Origin of the sequence: [Mycobacterium] stephanolepidis (assembly GCF_002356335.1) — a bacterium.
GTDB lineage: Bacteria > Actinomycetota > Actinomycetes > Mycobacteriales > Mycobacteriaceae > Mycobacterium > Mycobacterium stephanolepidis.
Genome location: NZ_AP018165.1, coordinates 2544077 through 2558033, shown reverse-complemented (window position 1 = coordinate 2558033; position 13957 = coordinate 2544077). Strand labels below are relative to the sequence as shown.

At 63.6% G+C, this 13957-nt stretch carries 13 protein-coding genes; 8 read left to right on the top strand and 5 right to left on the bottom strand.

The window, feature by feature from the left end:
* Position 1: 1 nt before the first annotated feature.
* The 8 genes from lgt to MSTE_RS12630 all read left to right on the top strand — a co-directional run bounded on the left by lgt (position 2) and on the right by MSTE_RS12630 (position 7576).
* Positions 2 to 1039, top strand: coding sequence for a prolipoprotein diacylglyceryl transferase (gene lgt / locus MSTE_RS12665; protein WP_096501657.1), 1038 nt, complete (start codon positions 2 to 4; stop codon positions 1037 to 1039).
* A complete protein-coding gene (locus MSTE_RS12660) occupies positions 1036 to 1392 on the top strand; it encodes an NINE protein (RefSeq protein WP_096501655.1) in 357 nt (118 codons plus the stop codon). The genes lgt and MSTE_RS12660 overlap by 4 nt, the downstream gene beginning before the upstream one ends.
* Before the next feature lie 83 nt (positions 1393 to 1475).
* Complete coding sequence (gene sugE, locus MSTE_RS12655; protein ID WP_096501653.1) at positions 1476 to 1790, top strand: quaternary ammonium compound efflux SMR transporter SugE; 315 nt, start codon at positions 1476 to 1478, stop codon at positions 1788 to 1790.
* Positions 1791 to 1877: 87 nt separating this feature from the next.
* Positions 1878 to 3296 carry a pyruvate kinase gene (gene pyk / locus MSTE_RS12650; RefSeq protein ID WP_096501651.1) on the top strand — a complete coding sequence of 473 codons (1419 nt, stop codon included), beginning with the start codon at positions 1878 to 1880 and terminating at the stop codon, positions 3294 to 3296.
* A 15-nt stretch (positions 3297 to 3311) separates the two neighbouring features.
* On the top strand, positions 3312 to 4181 hold the full coding sequence (locus tag MSTE_RS12645) for an acyl-CoA thioesterase II (RefSeq protein WP_193442090.1): 870 nt from the start codon (positions 3312 to 3314) through the stop codon (positions 4179 to 4181).
* Positions 4178 to 4363, top strand: a complete 186-nt coding sequence (locus MSTE_RS12640) for a PLD nuclease N-terminal domain-containing protein (RefSeq protein ID WP_030097729.1) — start codon at positions 4178 to 4180, stop codon at positions 4361 to 4363. The genes MSTE_RS12645 and MSTE_RS12640 overlap by 4 nt, the downstream gene beginning before the upstream one ends.
* Before the next feature lie 52 nt (positions 4364 to 4415).
* Complete coding sequence (locus MSTE_RS12635; protein WP_096501647.1) at positions 4416 to 5825, top strand: bifunctional lysylphosphatidylglycerol flippase/synthetase MprF; 1410 nt, start codon at positions 4416 to 4418, stop codon at positions 5823 to 5825.
* Between the two features lie 56 nt (positions 5826 to 5881).
* Positions 5882 to 7576 carry a purine-cytosine permease family protein gene (locus MSTE_RS12630; RefSeq protein ID WP_096501645.1) on the top strand — a complete coding sequence of 565 codons (1695 nt, stop codon included), beginning with the start codon at positions 5882 to 5884 and terminating at the stop codon, positions 7574 to 7576.
* Positions 7577 to 7579: 3 nt separating this feature from the next.
* Here the strand turns inward: MSTE_RS12630 and MSTE_RS12625 are convergent, their stop codons facing one another.
* The 5 genes from MSTE_RS12625 to MSTE_RS12605 are packed head-to-tail and all read right to left on the bottom strand — an operon-like array spanning position 7580 to position 13869.
* Entirely contained in the window at positions 7580 to 8062 is a 483-nt protein-coding gene (locus MSTE_RS12625) for a DUF4190 domain-containing protein (RefSeq protein WP_096501643.1), read from the bottom strand.
* Positions 8059 to 9711 (bottom strand): thiol reductant ABC exporter subunit CydC, encoded by a 1653-nt coding sequence (gene cydC, locus MSTE_RS12620; RefSeq protein WP_096501641.1) that lies wholly within the window; start codon positions 9709 to 9711, stop codon positions 8059 to 8061. Before cydC ends, MSTE_RS12625 begins: the two co-directional genes overlap by 4 nt.
* The gene (gene cydD / locus MSTE_RS12615) at positions 9695 to 11359 is read right to left on the bottom strand and encodes a thiol reductant ABC exporter subunit CydD (RefSeq protein WP_096501639.1); all 1665 of its coding nucleotides are present in this window, start codon (positions 11357 to 11359) and stop codon (positions 9695 to 9697) included. The genes cydC and cydD overlap by 17 nt, the downstream gene beginning before the upstream one ends.
* Positions 11356 to 12384, bottom strand: a complete 1029-nt coding sequence (gene cydB / locus MSTE_RS12610; RefSeq protein ID WP_096501637.1) for a cytochrome d ubiquinol oxidase subunit II — start codon at positions 12382 to 12384, stop codon at positions 11356 to 11358. Before cydB ends, cydD begins: the two co-directional genes overlap by 4 nt.
* 30 nt (positions 12385 to 12414) lie before the next feature.
* Positions 12415 to 13869, bottom strand: a complete 1455-nt coding sequence (locus MSTE_RS12605; RefSeq protein WP_096501635.1) for a cytochrome ubiquinol oxidase subunit I — start codon at positions 13867 to 13869, stop codon at positions 12415 to 12417.
* Positions 13870 to 13957: the final 88 nt, after the last annotated feature.

Below are 13957 nucleotides of genomic sequence, written 5' to 3'. Positions count from 1 at the left end.
TGTGACAGTCGTGAATCTGGCATACATCCCCAGCCCGCCCCAAGGGGTCTGGCATCTGGGACCCATCCCGATCCGCGCCTACGCACTGTGCATCATCGCGGGCATTATCGTCGCGCTGGTCATCGGAGATCGTCGATGGGAGCAGCGCGGCGGCGAGCGCGGTGTCATCTACGACATCGCTTTGTGGGCGGTGCCGTTCGGACTGGTCGGTGGACGTCTCTATCACGTCATGACCGACTGGCAGACCTACTTCGGCCCGCACGGTAAGGGCCTGGGCAAGGCGATCGCGGTCTGGGAAGGCGGCCTCGGTATCTGGGGCGCCGTCGCCCTCGGCGGTGTCGGCGCTTGGATCGCCTGCCGCCGTCGAGGAATTTCCTTGCCGGCCTTCGGCGACGCGATCGCTCCCGGCATCGTGCTGGCCCAGGCGATCGGCCGGTTGGGCAACTACTTCAATCAGGAACTCACCGGTGGCCCCACCACGCTGCCGTGGGGACTGGAGCTGTTCTATCGCCGCTCGGCCGACGGCACGGTGGACGTCCTCAATCTCAACGGTGTGTCCACCGGAGAGGTCGCCCAGGTTGTCCACCCGACCTTTCTCTACGAATTGTTGTGGAATGTCCTTGTTTTCGCGCTGCTGATCTTCGTCGATCGGCGCTTCAAGATCGGGCACGGACGTCTGTTCGCGATGTATGTCGCGGCGTACTGCGTGGGACGCTTCTGGGTCGAGTTGATGCGCGTGGACCCCGCCACACAGTTCGGTGGAATTCGCGTCAACTCCTTCACCTCGACACTGGTGTTCCTCGGTGCGATCGCCTACATCCTGCTGGCCCCCAAGGGCCGTGAGGATCCGGCGACCCTGGGCGGCACTGCGGCGCAGACCGACGAGGGCGAGGCCGTCGCGCAGGAGTCGGCGGGCACTGAGGACTCAGCTGAGGTGGTACCAGCTGGGGAAGAAGACGTCACGAAAGACCCGTTGGATGACCCCGCCGAGGAATCGGCCGACGAGATCGGTGAGAACTCTGGCATTGTGGAGAAATGACCGAGAGCACGCCGCCTCCTTTCGGAACACCTCCGCCGGTGCCGCCATCGCCTGGCATCCCTTATCCGCCCCCCTATGTGGACCCTGCCGCCCCGTACGGGCGCGATCCGGGCACTGGGGCGCCATACTCAGATAAGTCGAAGCTGATCGCCGGCCTGCTGCAACTTTTGGGCCTGGTCGGATTTCTCGGCTTCGGGCGGATATATCTGGGCCAGACGCTGCTCGGCGTCATTCAGCTGCTGATCGGCCTGGTGACGTTCGGAATCGTCGCTGTCATCTGGGCGGTCGTCGATGCGGTCCTGATCTTCGGCGGCAGGGTTACCGACAAAGCTGGTCGCCAGCTTCGCGATTGACATGTGAGAGAATGGGAATGACCGGGACGGCCCGGTAATTCTTCACCAGGGGACGGCCTCACTGAAATGTGGAGGTATCTCTCATGGTTTGGCTGGTTCTTCTTCTCGCGGGTCTGCTTGAGGTGGGCTGGGCCATCGGTCTGAAATACACCGAGGGATTCACTCGACTGTGGCCGACCGTCGGCACTGTCGGATCGATGATCATCAGCATCGCCATGCTGGGCATTGCGATGAAAAGCCTGCCGGTCGGTACCGCGTACGCGATCTGGGTGGGGGTCGGCGCTGTGGGTACCGCAATCCTGGGCATCGTGCTGTTCGGCGATTCGGCCAACGTCTGGCGACTGCTCAGCCTGGGATTGATCGTTGCCGGCATCGTCGGTCTGAAATTGGCCTCCTGACAACGCAAACCGGTGAAGGTAACCGCTTGGTGAATCGTGTCCGCGCTGACTCGTGAGTAGGTACCAGCACGACTATGCTCAAAAGTCGTGACGAGACGCGGAAAGATTGTTTGTACCCTTGGTCCTGCGACCGGTTCCGCCGAGCTTGTACGCGAGCTTGTCGAATCCGGGATGGACGTCGCGCGACTCAATTTCAGCCACGGCGACCATGCCGACCATGAGCAGAACTATCGCTGGGTGCGTAAGGCATCTGACGAGTCCGGGCGTGCGGTCGGCGTGCTCGCGGACCTGCAGGGGCCCAAGATCCGGCTGGGCCGGTTCGCCACCGGCTCCACCCATTGGGCGACGGGCGAACTGGTCAGGATCACCGTCGAGGACGTCGTGGGAACCCCGGATAGGGTCTCCACCACGTACAAGCAGTTGGCTACCGATGCTGCCGTGGGCGACAGGCTTCTGGTCGACGACGGCAAGGTTGGCTTGACCGTCGAGGCCATCGAAGGCAACGACGTGGTCTGCCGGGTCACCGAGGGTGGTCCGGTCAGCAACAACAAGGGGCTGTCACTTCCGGGGATGAATGTCTCGGTGCCTGCCCTCTCCGAAAAGGACATCGCGGATCTGGAGTTCGCACTGCGCCTCGGGGTGGACCTCATCGCACTGTCGTTCGTGCGGTCACCCGGTGATGTGGAACTGGTGCACGCCATCATGGACCGGGTCGGCCGTCGGGTGCCGGTGATCGCGAAGCTGGAGAAGCCCGAGGCCGTCGCCAACCTGGAGGCGATCGTGCTGGCATTCGACGCGATCATGGTCGCTCGTGGCGATCTGGGCGTCGAACTTCCGCTCGAAGATGTGCCGATTGTGCAGAAGCGCGCTATCCAGATCGCGCGTGAGAACGCGCGTCCAGTCATCGTGGCGACCCAGATGCTCGAGTCGATGATCGAAAACTCGCGCCCGACACGCGCCGAGGCCTCGGATGTCGCCAATGCGGTCCTGGATGGGGCGGACGCCGTGATGCTGTCGGGGGAGACCTCGGTGGGCAAGTACCCCATGGAGGCGGTGCGGACGATGGCCCGCATCGTGTCCGCGGTCGAGAGTCATTCGGTGAGCGCGCCGCCGCTGACCCACGTGCCGCGGACCAAACGCGGCGTCATCTCGTATGCGGCGCGCGACATCGGCGAACGGCTCAACGCCAAGGCCCTGGTGGCGTTCACGCAGTCGGGTGACACGGTGCGACGGCTCGCCCGACTGCACACTCCGCTGCCGGTGCTGGCTTTCACCCCACTGCCCGAGGTACGTAGCCAGCTGGCGCTGACCTGGGGAACTGAAACCTTCATCGTCCCGGTGATGGACACCACCGACGGCATGATCCAACAAGTGGATACGGCGTTGCTGGCGATGGAGCGTTATCAACGGGGAGATCTGGTGGTGATCGTCGCGGGTGCTCCACCCGGGACAGTAGGCTCGACCAATCTGATCCACGTGCACCGGATCGGCGAGGACGACCACTAGAGACGAGGATCGAGCATCAGCAACGCACCTGATTTCGCACAGCTACTCGCGCTGCTGGAGCTGAAGAACCCCGAGTCCGATCTGTTCATCGGTGGTCACCCGACGGTCAATCCGCCCCGTACCTTCGGCGGTCAGCTGATGGCGCAGTCGGTGGTCGCTTCCGGGCGCACCGTGTCCGAGAAGCTTTCGCTGGCGGCCGTGTCCACCCATTTCATCAACGGTGGTGACCCTGAGCAGGACATCGAGTTCCGGGTCCTGCGATTGCGGGACGAGCGTAACTTCGCCAATCGCCGCGTCGACGCCGTCCAGGGTGATCTGTTGCTGTCCTCCGCGTTGGTGTCGTATCTGAAGGACTCACCTGGCCTGGAACACGCGGTGAAACCGCCGACGGTGGCCGATCCTGACACGCTGCCGACCATCGACGAGCACCTGGTCGGCTACGAGGAGACCGTGCCGATGTTCGTGGCCGCCCTCAAACCCATCGAATGGCGTTACGACAACGACCCCGCCTGGGTTCTCAAGGCGAAATCTGAACGGCTGGAACATAATCGGGTGTGGATGAAGACTCACTCCGCACTGCCCGACGATCCGGTTCTGCACAGTGCGGCGCTGGTTTACGCATCGGACACCACGGTGCTGGATTCGATCATCACCACTCACGGGCTGTCCTGGGGTTACGACCGGATTTTCGCCGCCACCATCAACCACAGCGTCTGGTTTCACCGCCCGGTGCGCTTCGATGATTGGGTGCTCTACGCAACCGAGTCGCCGGTTGCCTCGGCGGGCCGGGGGATGGGAGCGGGGCGTTTTTTCGATCGCGAAGGGGCGTTGCTGGCCAGTACTATCCAGGAAGGTATTGTCAAACACTTCCCGGGGCGGTCATGATTCGAATTCTTTCTCTGCTGGTGCTGGTTCTTACTGTCGTCACCATCATTTCCATCATCAAAGACCCGGTCAAGCCTAATGGCGAGAAGCTGCCGTGGGCCATCATCGTGCTGGTCTTCCCGATCTTCGGTCCCATCCTCTGGTTTGCGATCGGAAAGAGCGATCCCTCCGACCGCTGGTAGCTGCGGGAGTATTCTTGAAGGTCGGTATCGGGAGACCGTGGGAGGTGGCTGAATGCTGGAACCATTGGCCGCAACCACTCACGTGCGTATTGCCGAACGCATTGCAGTCCACAGCGATTCGAGGCCCGCGCGGTTGGTGAGCGCCGCCGCGGTGCTGCTGGTCGCGGGATGGCTGGTGTTGTTGGTCGCCCATTCCGGATATCCGAAGCAACCCGATTTCGATGAAATCCTCTGGCCGCTCACCGTTCTGTTGTGCGTCGGATTCATCGCTCGGGGGATCTTCCTGGGGCGGCCGGTCACCTTCGGTCATGCGGCGTGGGCGGGGGTATCCGTGCTGGTCGCATTGGGGGCCGGAGTCTTGCAGTTCGAGCGCGCCGGCGACGCGTTGGTGGTCGCGGCCGGGCTCATCTTGATGTGGCCGACATCCGCTCCGGCGCAGCCAGAGGCGTTGGCGGAGGTGGGCGCCCTGGTGGACAGCACCGGTGACGATCCGCTGGCCGCCTTCGCGATGCATTCGCTCAAGTCCTATTACTTCAACGCCGATCGCTCCGCAGCCATCGCCTACCGGACGCGCGCCGGTTTTGCGGTAGTCGGCGGAGATCCGATCGGTGACGAGTCACGGTTCCCGTCCCTGGTTCGGGAATTTGCGGCCATGTGTCGCTCGCGTGGCTGGCGTATCGCGATATTGGGGTGCAGTGAACGTCGCCTGTCGTTGTGGAGTGACCCGCGTTCCCTGGGCCATCCACTCCGCGCTATCGCGGTGGGTCGCGATGTCGTGGTCGATGTACAAGCCTTCGACATGGTGGGCCGCAAGTATCGGAATCTGCGCCAAGGCATGCAGCGCACTCACAACGCGGGGGTCACCACCGAGATCGTCGACGAGCGCAGTCTCGATGGCGGGCTGCGCGCCGAACTGCAACAGGTGATGGAACTTTCGCATGGAGGTCGTTTCGAGCGCGGATTCTCGATGATTCTTGACGGTGCGCTACTCGGGCGCTATCCCGGTGTTCGGTTGATCGTCGCCCGGGATGATCGCGGTGTGGTGCAAGGGTTTCACCGTTACGCCACCACCGGGGGCGGCACCGATGTCTCTCTCGATGTTCCGTGGCGGCGCCCGGGTGCGCCGAACGGGATCGACGAACGACTGACCATCGACATGATCGCACTCGCCAAGACCGAAGGCGCCCGCCGCTTGTCGCTGGCGTTCGCGGCATTCCCGGAGATCTTCGCCGAGAAGGACCGCACTCGCGTACAGGAGCTGTGCTACTCGGCCATTCACGTGCTCGATCCGCTGATAGCCCTGGAGTCTTTGTACCGGTACCTGCGCAAATTCCACGCGCTGAGGGACCGGCGCTACGTGCTTGTGCAGATGTCCACGGTGCCGCTGGTGGCGTTCGCGTTGCTGAGCCTGGAGTTCACCCCGCGGTTGCGCCCGAAAACACCTGCTGGAGCGCCTGCGTAACAGGACATTAACGTCTGGAAAACGCGCACGACTTGGGCGCTCGACAGGCTGTCCGCGTGACCGACACTCTCGATACGACTGCATCCGCACCCGTTTCGTCTGCTCCGTCCACCCACGATGCCGCCGAGAGCGCGGCACTGCGGGAGACCTTGGAGGACTACACCCTCCGATTCGCGCCCAGGCGATTTCGACGGTGGAGCCCGGCTGTTGTCGGCGTGACGGCCCTGGGTGGCATCGCCTACTTGGCAGACTTCGCGATCGGCGCCAACATCGGAATCTCCTATGGCACCGGAAATGCCCTGTGGGGGATCGGGTTGTTCGCGGTCATCATCATCCTGACCGGAATCCCTGTCTCGTACTACGCGGCCCGTTACAACATCGATCTCGACTTGATCACGCGCGGAAGCGGATTCGGTTACTACGGCAGCATCGTCACGAACATCATCTACGCGACGTTCACATTCATATTCTTCGCACTCGAAGGCTCGATCATGGCCCAGGGCCTGAAGCTCGGGCTTGGCGTGCCGCTGCCCATCGGATACGCGGCCTCCACCATCATCATTATCCCGCTGGTCATCTACGGGATGAAGGCGCTCTCGGTGCTGCAGGTGTGGACCACCCCGCTGTGGCTCGTCATGATGGTCATCCCATTCGTCTATCTCGTGGTGCGTCACCCGGATTCGATCGGAACCTTCTTCGCCTACGGCGGCAAGGAAGCACAAGGCGTCAACCTGGGGTCGATCATGCTCGCCGCGGGCGTGTGCCTGTCCCTGATCGCCCAGATCGCCGAGCAGATCGACTATCTGCGGTTCATGCCGCCCAAGACGCCCGAAAACAGCCGACGCTGGTGGACTGCGATGCTGCTGGCGGGGCCGGGCTGGGTGCTTTTCGGAGCCATCAAACAGGTGATCGGGCTGTTCCTGGCGGTGTATCTCATCGCCAATGTGGCAGGCGGTGCTGCCGTGGCCAATCAGCCGGTGCACCAGTTCCTGGAGATCTACCAGAACATGATGCCGCACTGGCTCGCCATCACGCTGGCCGTGATTCTGGTGGTAATCAGTCAGATCAAGATCAACGTCACCAACGCCTACTCGGGCTCGTTGGCCTGGACGAACTCATTCACCCGCATCACCAAGCACTACCCGGGCCGATTGGTCTTCGTGCTGTTCAACCTGGTGATCGCCCTGGTGCTGATGGAAGCCAATATGTTCGACTTCCTCAACACCATTCTCGGGTTCTACGCCAACTGCGGTATGGCCTGGGTGGTCACGGTGGCTACCGATATCGCGATCAACAAGTACGTCCTGAAGCTCTCGCCCATGAAGCCGGAATTCCGGCGCGGCATGCTCTACGACGTCAACCCGGTCGGATTCGTCTCGATGCTGCTTTCGGCGGGCATCTCGATCCTGGTCTTCTTCGGAGTGTTCGGCGAGGCCATCCGGCCCTACTCACCGATTGTGGCAGTCGTGATCGCCTTCGTGCTGCCGCCCATTCTCGCGGTGGCGACTCGCGGCAAGTACTACCTGCGTCGCACCGATGACGGTATCGATCTGCCGATGTACGACGAGTACGGAAACCCATCGGATGAGTTACTTCGTTGTGCCGTCAGCGGAATCGAGTTTGAGCGTCCCGATATGCTCGCCTCCGCCAAGCCCGGTCCCGACGGCGAGAAGCAGTACATCTCCTCGCTGAGCCTGGCCACCGATCGTGTCGGCGAGCATGTGCTGCCCGCCGATCCGCCCGCTCGGTAGACGTCAGGGCGTCGGAGTACCGGCCTTCTGATTCATCCGCTTCTCGAAGTCGTTCTGGCATTGGGTTGCCTTGACTTGGTCACCCTGGGCATTGGAAATGCACGTGATGAAGTCGGTCAAACCGGCTGACTTCATGAAGACCAGTGTGAACACCAGGATCGCCGCGGACAACAGCACGGCAAGGGTTCCGAGCACGATGCCGGAGATCGCCACACCGCGATTGTCGGCCTCCCCGCGCGTGACCCTTCGCACGCCCACGATCCCGAGGATCACCGCAACAAGACCGCCGATAAACCCGCCAAACACTGTGCAGGAGAACAGAATGGCGATGATTCCCACAACCAGCGCCCCCACTCCGAGGCCATTCTTGGGGGCAGGCGGGGGAACCGGCGCACCGTAGGGATACGGGTATGGGGAAGGTGGGTACCCGCCGGGAGGCTGGTACGGGTAGTACGGCGGGGGTGGTGGCGGCGGCGTTTCCGTCATACCTGCACTGTATCGCCGAGTCGGACACATGGGCAGGACACGGAATCGGGCAGATGATGGGTCGCGACTATGACGGTTCGTCCGGCCAGCACTGGACTGGCGGGGTCCAGTAGTTCTCGTAGGAACCTCTCGGCGGCCTGCCCATCGAGATGTTCAGTGGGTTCGTCCAGCAGCAACACCGGCACGTCGGAGAGCACTGCCCGGGCCAGAAGCAGCCTGCGGCGTTGCCCGCCCGATATCGAGGCCGCACCTGAGGTCAACACCGTGTCCAGCACGTGTGGCAACGCCTCGACCCAGGAACCGAGGCCGACGTCGGACAACACGTCGAACAGCTCTCCGTCGGTCGCATCGCCGCGAGCGACGAGCAGGTTGTCGCGCACTGTGGTGGCGAAGATGTGCGCGTCCTCCCCGAAAAACCTGATGAGCGAGGGCAGTTCGGTGGCGGGGAGGTCCGTGATATCGGTGCCGTCGAGCCGAATGGCACCGGACACCTGCGGCGCGAGGCCCGCGAGCGTTGTGAACAAGGATGTCTTGCCGATGCCGCTGGCCCCGGTGATCGCCATCCGCCCACCTGCGGCCAGCCGAAACGACAACGGACCCGATGTGGAAAGTCCGGTCCGCCATGTCAGTTCGACGGATTCAATCGGCATGCCGGCCCTGCCGTTGGTGGGCATGACATCGACCGGTGCGGACGTGTCGTGCCCTGCCGTCGCGAGGTCTTGTAGGTGCCGCGCCGATGCGCGTGAACGGGCTATGCCGATGGCTGCGGCAGGCAGTGCGGCGGAAGCCTCAAAGGCTGCCAGCGGCAGCAGCACCAAGACGGCAAGCGTCGTGGGTGCGATATGTCCGGCCAGCTCGACCGCTACGGCGAACGCACCGACCACTGCGGCGCCGACGGCGAGGGTCGGAACCGCCGTCGACCAGGCGGCCGGAACGGCGGCGGCGTCCTGAGCCGCAGCCCAGTCTCTGCGGCGTTGACGCGCTACTTCGAGCTGACGGGGGAGAAGTCCTCTGACGCGCAGTTCCGGGGCATGGTCGAGGATCTCGACCGTCGTCTCGGTCTGCAGAGCGCGTGCCCTCGCGCCTCGTGTCTCTCGTGTGCCGGCCGCGCGAGACGCCAACGCCGGTGCCAGCACGTCGGCGACCAACAAGGCACACGCCAAGATGGCGGCGGCAGGCATCGATATCAGCGCAACCGTCGCAGTGGCCGCCACCGCCAGCACCCCGGCGACCGCGATGGGTATGACGCTGCGTACGACCGTCTCGGCGAGTTCGTCGATATCGGTGCCGATCCGGTCGAGCACCGCACCTTTACGGACCTGGCCGGCCGCGCCACCCACCAGCCGTGCGTACACCTGCGCGCGGACAGTGGCGGCGCCTCGCAGTGCGATATCGTGACCGGCCAGCCGTTCGCAGTATCGCCAGATGCCTCGTGAAATACCCAGTGCGCGTACGGCGACCACGGCGACGGACAGATCCAGTACCGGAGGCATCTGCCATGCCCTGGTGATCAACCATGCCGACAAACCCGCCAGCGCCAGCGCGCTCCCCAGCGCCAAGACACCGCATGCCACGGCGGCGGCCAGTCGTACCGGCCGCACCCGCAGGGCGATCAGCCAGTGCCGTAGCGGATCAGAGGTGCGCGACATGTCTTGCCTGCACGGTGAATACGTTGTCGGCGGCGGCCAGAACAGGCGCCCGATGGCCCACCAGCACCACTGTTGCACCCCTGCGGGCGCGGGAAACCAATGCGGCAAGCACACAGGCCTCGGTGTCGGCGTCGAGGTGGGCCGTCGGCTCGTCGAGCAGCAGGATCGACCGGTTGGTGCCGAGCACACGGGCCAGGCACAGCCGCTGGCGTTCGCCCAGCGACAGTCCGGTGCCACCCGCACCGAGGTGGGTGTCCAATCCGTCTCGTAGCGTTTCCAGTGTGCTGTCGAACCTGCTGTCGATTAGTGCGGATTCGAGATCGTCGAGCGGCCCGAACATTTCGAGGTTCTCGCGCACGGTACCGGGCACCAGCACCGGGCGTTGCGGCAGCCATCCGAGCATTGACCACCAGCTGTCGCGCTGGATCTGGTCCAGGGGCACCCCGTCCACGAGAACTTGGCCCTGGGCGGGTGTGGTCAGTCCGGTGATGGTGTGCAGCACCGTCGACTTTCCGGCGCCATTGTGCCCGGTAAGAACCGTGACTGTGCGGGGCCGGATTGTTGCGGTCAATTCCCATGGTGCGTAACCACTTCGGTCGGCCACGCTGATGGTGGCGAGTTCGATGACCGGATTCTCGTTCGGAGCGTGCGTTCCGCCGCTCGAAGCCGGGGGCCCGACGGCGTCGAGGAGTTCGAAGGCCTTGTCCGCGGCAGCCGTGCCATCGGCAGCGCTGTGGAACTGGATCCCGACGCGTCGCAACGGCCAGTACACCTCAGGTGCCAGGATCAGGACTGTCAACGCGGTGGTCAGGTCGAGGTGCCCGAAAACCAAACGCATGCCGATACCCACCGCGATGAGCGCGACGCTGAGAGTAGCGATCATTTCGAGCACCATTGCCGACAGAAACGCCACCCGTAAGGTGGCCATCACCGAACGGCGCTGAGAAGTACCGAGTTCGGCGATTCGGCGCAGGGGAGTCGCGGTGCGCCCGAGTGCGCGCAGGGTCGGGATGCCCGCTATCAGATCGAGAATCTGACCGGTGACCGCGGTCGATGCCTGCAGTGCGGCCTCCGCCCGATCGCGGGTGAGCAGGCCGATGAGAATCATGAATATGGGAATCAGCGGCACAGTGATCGCGACGATCACGGCGGATCGGATGTCGGACAGTGCGATCACCAATGCGGCCGCAGGTGTCACGATTGCGGCGCTGAGCACCGCGGGGAGATATCCGGCGAAGTACGGGCGCAGGTCGTCCAGGCCACGGGTCAACACCGTCGTGGCCGAGTCCCGGAACTGCTCCAGGTCACGTGGCTGCGCCTCGGCGATGGTCGACAACAGCTGGTCGTCGAGGTCCGCGATCACCCCGGTCGCGCCACGTTCGCTGAACCTGGTCTGTATACCCTGAGCCCCCGCTCGAACCATCCAGAGGACAATGAGGATGGCCATCGGCTGCCCCATATGGGCCATATCGCGGCTCGCGGGATCGGTGATCAGTAGCGCGAGGGCGCGGGCGAGGACCACCGCGATCGTAAGGGTGCAGGCCGTCATCACCAGCTCGCAGAGCACCGTCAGGATCAGGTAGCGGCGGGCAGGAGCGCTGCGGCGCCACAGTCGGGGATCGACCGGGGCACTGCGCGAGGTCGTCATCGCCCGGGTAGCCCGACGGGATCGGGAATCTGGTCGGCCGAGATGCGCTGCCGGAAAACCCAATATGTCCAGCCCTGGTAGATCAGCACCACGGGTGCGGTGACCGCGGCAGCCCAGCTCATCACTCTGAGCGTGTAGGGGCTTGACGATGCGTTTGTCACCGTCAGGTTGTAGGCCGGATCAAGGCTGGAGACAATCAGATTCGGATAAAGGGACCCGAAGAGCAAAGCGACGACTGCGACCACGGTCAGGCAGGTGCAGGCAAAAGCCCATCCGTCACGGGAGATTCGCGAAAAGGCTGCCGCTCCGACCAGGGACAGCGCGGCAATCGCGAGCGCGATCCATGTCCAACCCTTGCCGTACGCGAGCTGCGTCCACAATCCGTATCCGCCGGCGGCGACGATCACCGGAATCGCCAGCCTGCGTGCTGTCAAGACGGCGTCCTCTCGTACCGCGCCGGCGGTCTTGAGCGATATGAACAGCGCGCCGTGAAAGGCGAAGAGCCCCACAAAAACTATGCCACCCAGCAGCACATATGGTCTGAGCACGTCGCCAATGGTGAGGGTGAGTTGCTTGGCACTGTCGACCGGAAGCCCGGCGAGCATTGCCGCGAACGCCACGCCCCACAGCAGCGCGGGAATCCAGGATCCGATCGCTATCCCGAGATCGCAGCGGGCACGCCAGCGGGGGTCATCGATCTTTCCCCGCCATTCGATGGCAACGATCCGGACGATCATGGCCACCAGGATGAGCAGCAGCGGAAGGTACAGGCCGGAGAACGCCGTTGCATACCAATGCGGAAAGGCCGCGAACATCCCGCCGCCCGCGGTGATGAGCCAGACCTCGTTGCCGTCCCATACCGGCCCTATGGTGTTCAACACGGCCCGTCGCCTACGGTCGTCACCGCGGCCGAGGGGATGCATGAGCATCCCGACGCCGAAGTCGAACCCTTCGAGCACGAGGAAGCCGAGGAACAACACCGCCACGACGATGAACCAGAACTGTTGCAATGCTGTGGGATTCATATCCGGAACCTCCTTACGCGGCTGGTTGGGCTAGTAGGCGAAGGACAGCGGTTTGACGCTGTCGTCATCGGTGACTGGTGAAGCGGGCTCGGTGTCGTGTTCGAGGGGGCCCTCGATGGTGTATCGGCGGATCAGCCAGAACCAGACCACCCCCAGTGCGCCGTACAGCAGGGTGAACGTAATGAGGGATAGCCATACCGTGGCCGCGGAATGGTGGGAGACCGCCAGGTCCACGGTAAGCCGGATCTGCTCCACCCCTGTCGGATTGGGTGCTACGACCCACGGTTGTCGGCCCATCTCGGTGAACACCCACCCGGCGCTGTTGGCCAGGAAAGGGGTGGGGATGGCCAGGATCGAAAGCCAGGCGAACCAGCGTTGACTGGGGATGCGCCCACCACGGGTGACCCACAATCCTGCCAGCGCCAGCAGGGCCGACCCGGCGGCCAGCCCGATCATCGCGCGGAAAGACCAGTATGTGACAAAGAGATTGGGCCGGTAGTTGCGCGGTCCGAACTTCTGCTCGTATTCCTTCTGGAGGTCTTCCACACCCTTGAGGGTGACGTCGGTGAACTTGCCCTCGGCCAGGAACGGCAGCACATAGGGCACCGAAATGGCGTGTGCCACGCTGGCGCAGTTGTTGTGCGTACCCACCGTCAACACCGAGAACTTGGGATCCTTTTCGGTGTAGCACAGGGATTCTGCCGACGCCATTTTCATGGGCTGCTGCTGGAACATCAGCTTGCCCTGGACGTCCCCCGTGGCCGCCAGCGCAGCACCGGACAGGATCATCACGGCGCACGCGCCGATGGCGGCGGGTCGGTACATCGTGCGTGCATCGTCGAGTGTGCCGACCTTGTGGGAGCGGACCATCCACCAGCCACAGATTCCGGCGACGAAGGTGCTTGCGGTGAGCAGGGATCCGGCGACGGTGTGGGGGAACGCGGCCAGCGCCGTGTTGTTGGTCAGGAGCTCGGTGATGCTGATCAGCTCGGCACGGCCGGTCTCCGGGTTGTAGACGGCACCGACCGGATGCTGCATGAACGAGTTGGCGGCGATGATGAAGAACGCCGAGGCATTGACGCCGATCGCCACCATCCAGATACACGCCAGGTGCACCAGCTTGGGCAGCCGCGTCCATCCAAATATCCACAAGCCCAGGAAGGTTGACTCCAGGAAGAAGGCCACCAGCCCTTCGAGGGCAAGGGGAGCGCCGAACACGTCACCGACGAAGCGGGAGTATTCGCTCCAGTTCATTCCGAACTGGAATTCCTGCACGATGCCGGTGGCCACACCCAGGGCGAAGTTGATGAGAAACAGCTTGCCGAAGAAGCGGGTCAGCCGGTACCAGGAGTTGTTGCCGGTGACCACCCACGCGGTTTGCATGATTGCTAGAAGCGGGGCGAGTCCAATGGTCAACGGCACCAGAACGAAGTGGTACACGGTGGTGATGCCGAACTGCCATCGGGATACGTCCAGGGCGTTCATCGCCACCTCCTACGACGCAGCGTAGTAGTAGTTGCTATCCAAGATCAACGCGATACGGGCCACATTTACTAATACGCCAACGAGGCGA

Coding starts and splice junctions, on each gene's coding strand:
- MSTE_RS12640 (WP_030097729.1), top strand. CDS start 4,178: ATGATTCGAATTCTTTCTCTGCTGGTGCTGGTTCTTACTGTCGTCACC.
- MSTE_RS12605 (WP_096501635.1), bottom strand. CDS start 13,869: ATGAACGCCCTGGACGTATCCCGATGGCAGTTCGGCATCACCACCGTG.
- cydB (WP_096501637.1), bottom strand. CDS start 12,384: ATGAATCCCACAGCATTGCAACAGTTCTGGTTCATCGTCGTGGCGGTG.
- cydD (WP_096501639.1), bottom strand. CDS start 11,359: ATGACGACCTCGCGCAGTGCCCCGGTCGATCCCCGACTGTGGCGCCGC.
- MSTE_RS12625 (WP_096501643.1), bottom strand. CDS start 8,062: ATGACGGAAACGCCGCCGCCACCACCCCCGCCGTACTACCCGTACCAG.
- sugE (WP_096501653.1), top strand. CDS start 1,476: ATGGTTTGGCTGGTTCTTCTTCTCGCGGGTCTGCTTGAGGTGGGCTGG.
- cydC (WP_096501641.1), bottom strand. CDS start 9,711: ATGTCGCGCACCTCTGATCCGCTACGGCACTGGCTGATCGCCCTGCGG.
- MSTE_RS12635 (WP_096501647.1), top strand. CDS start 4,416: ATGCTGGAACCATTGGCCGCAACCACTCACGTGCGTATTGCCGAACGC.
- MSTE_RS12660 (WP_096501655.1), top strand. CDS start 1,036: ATGACCGAGAGCACGCCGCCTCCTTTCGGAACACCTCCGCCGGTGCCG.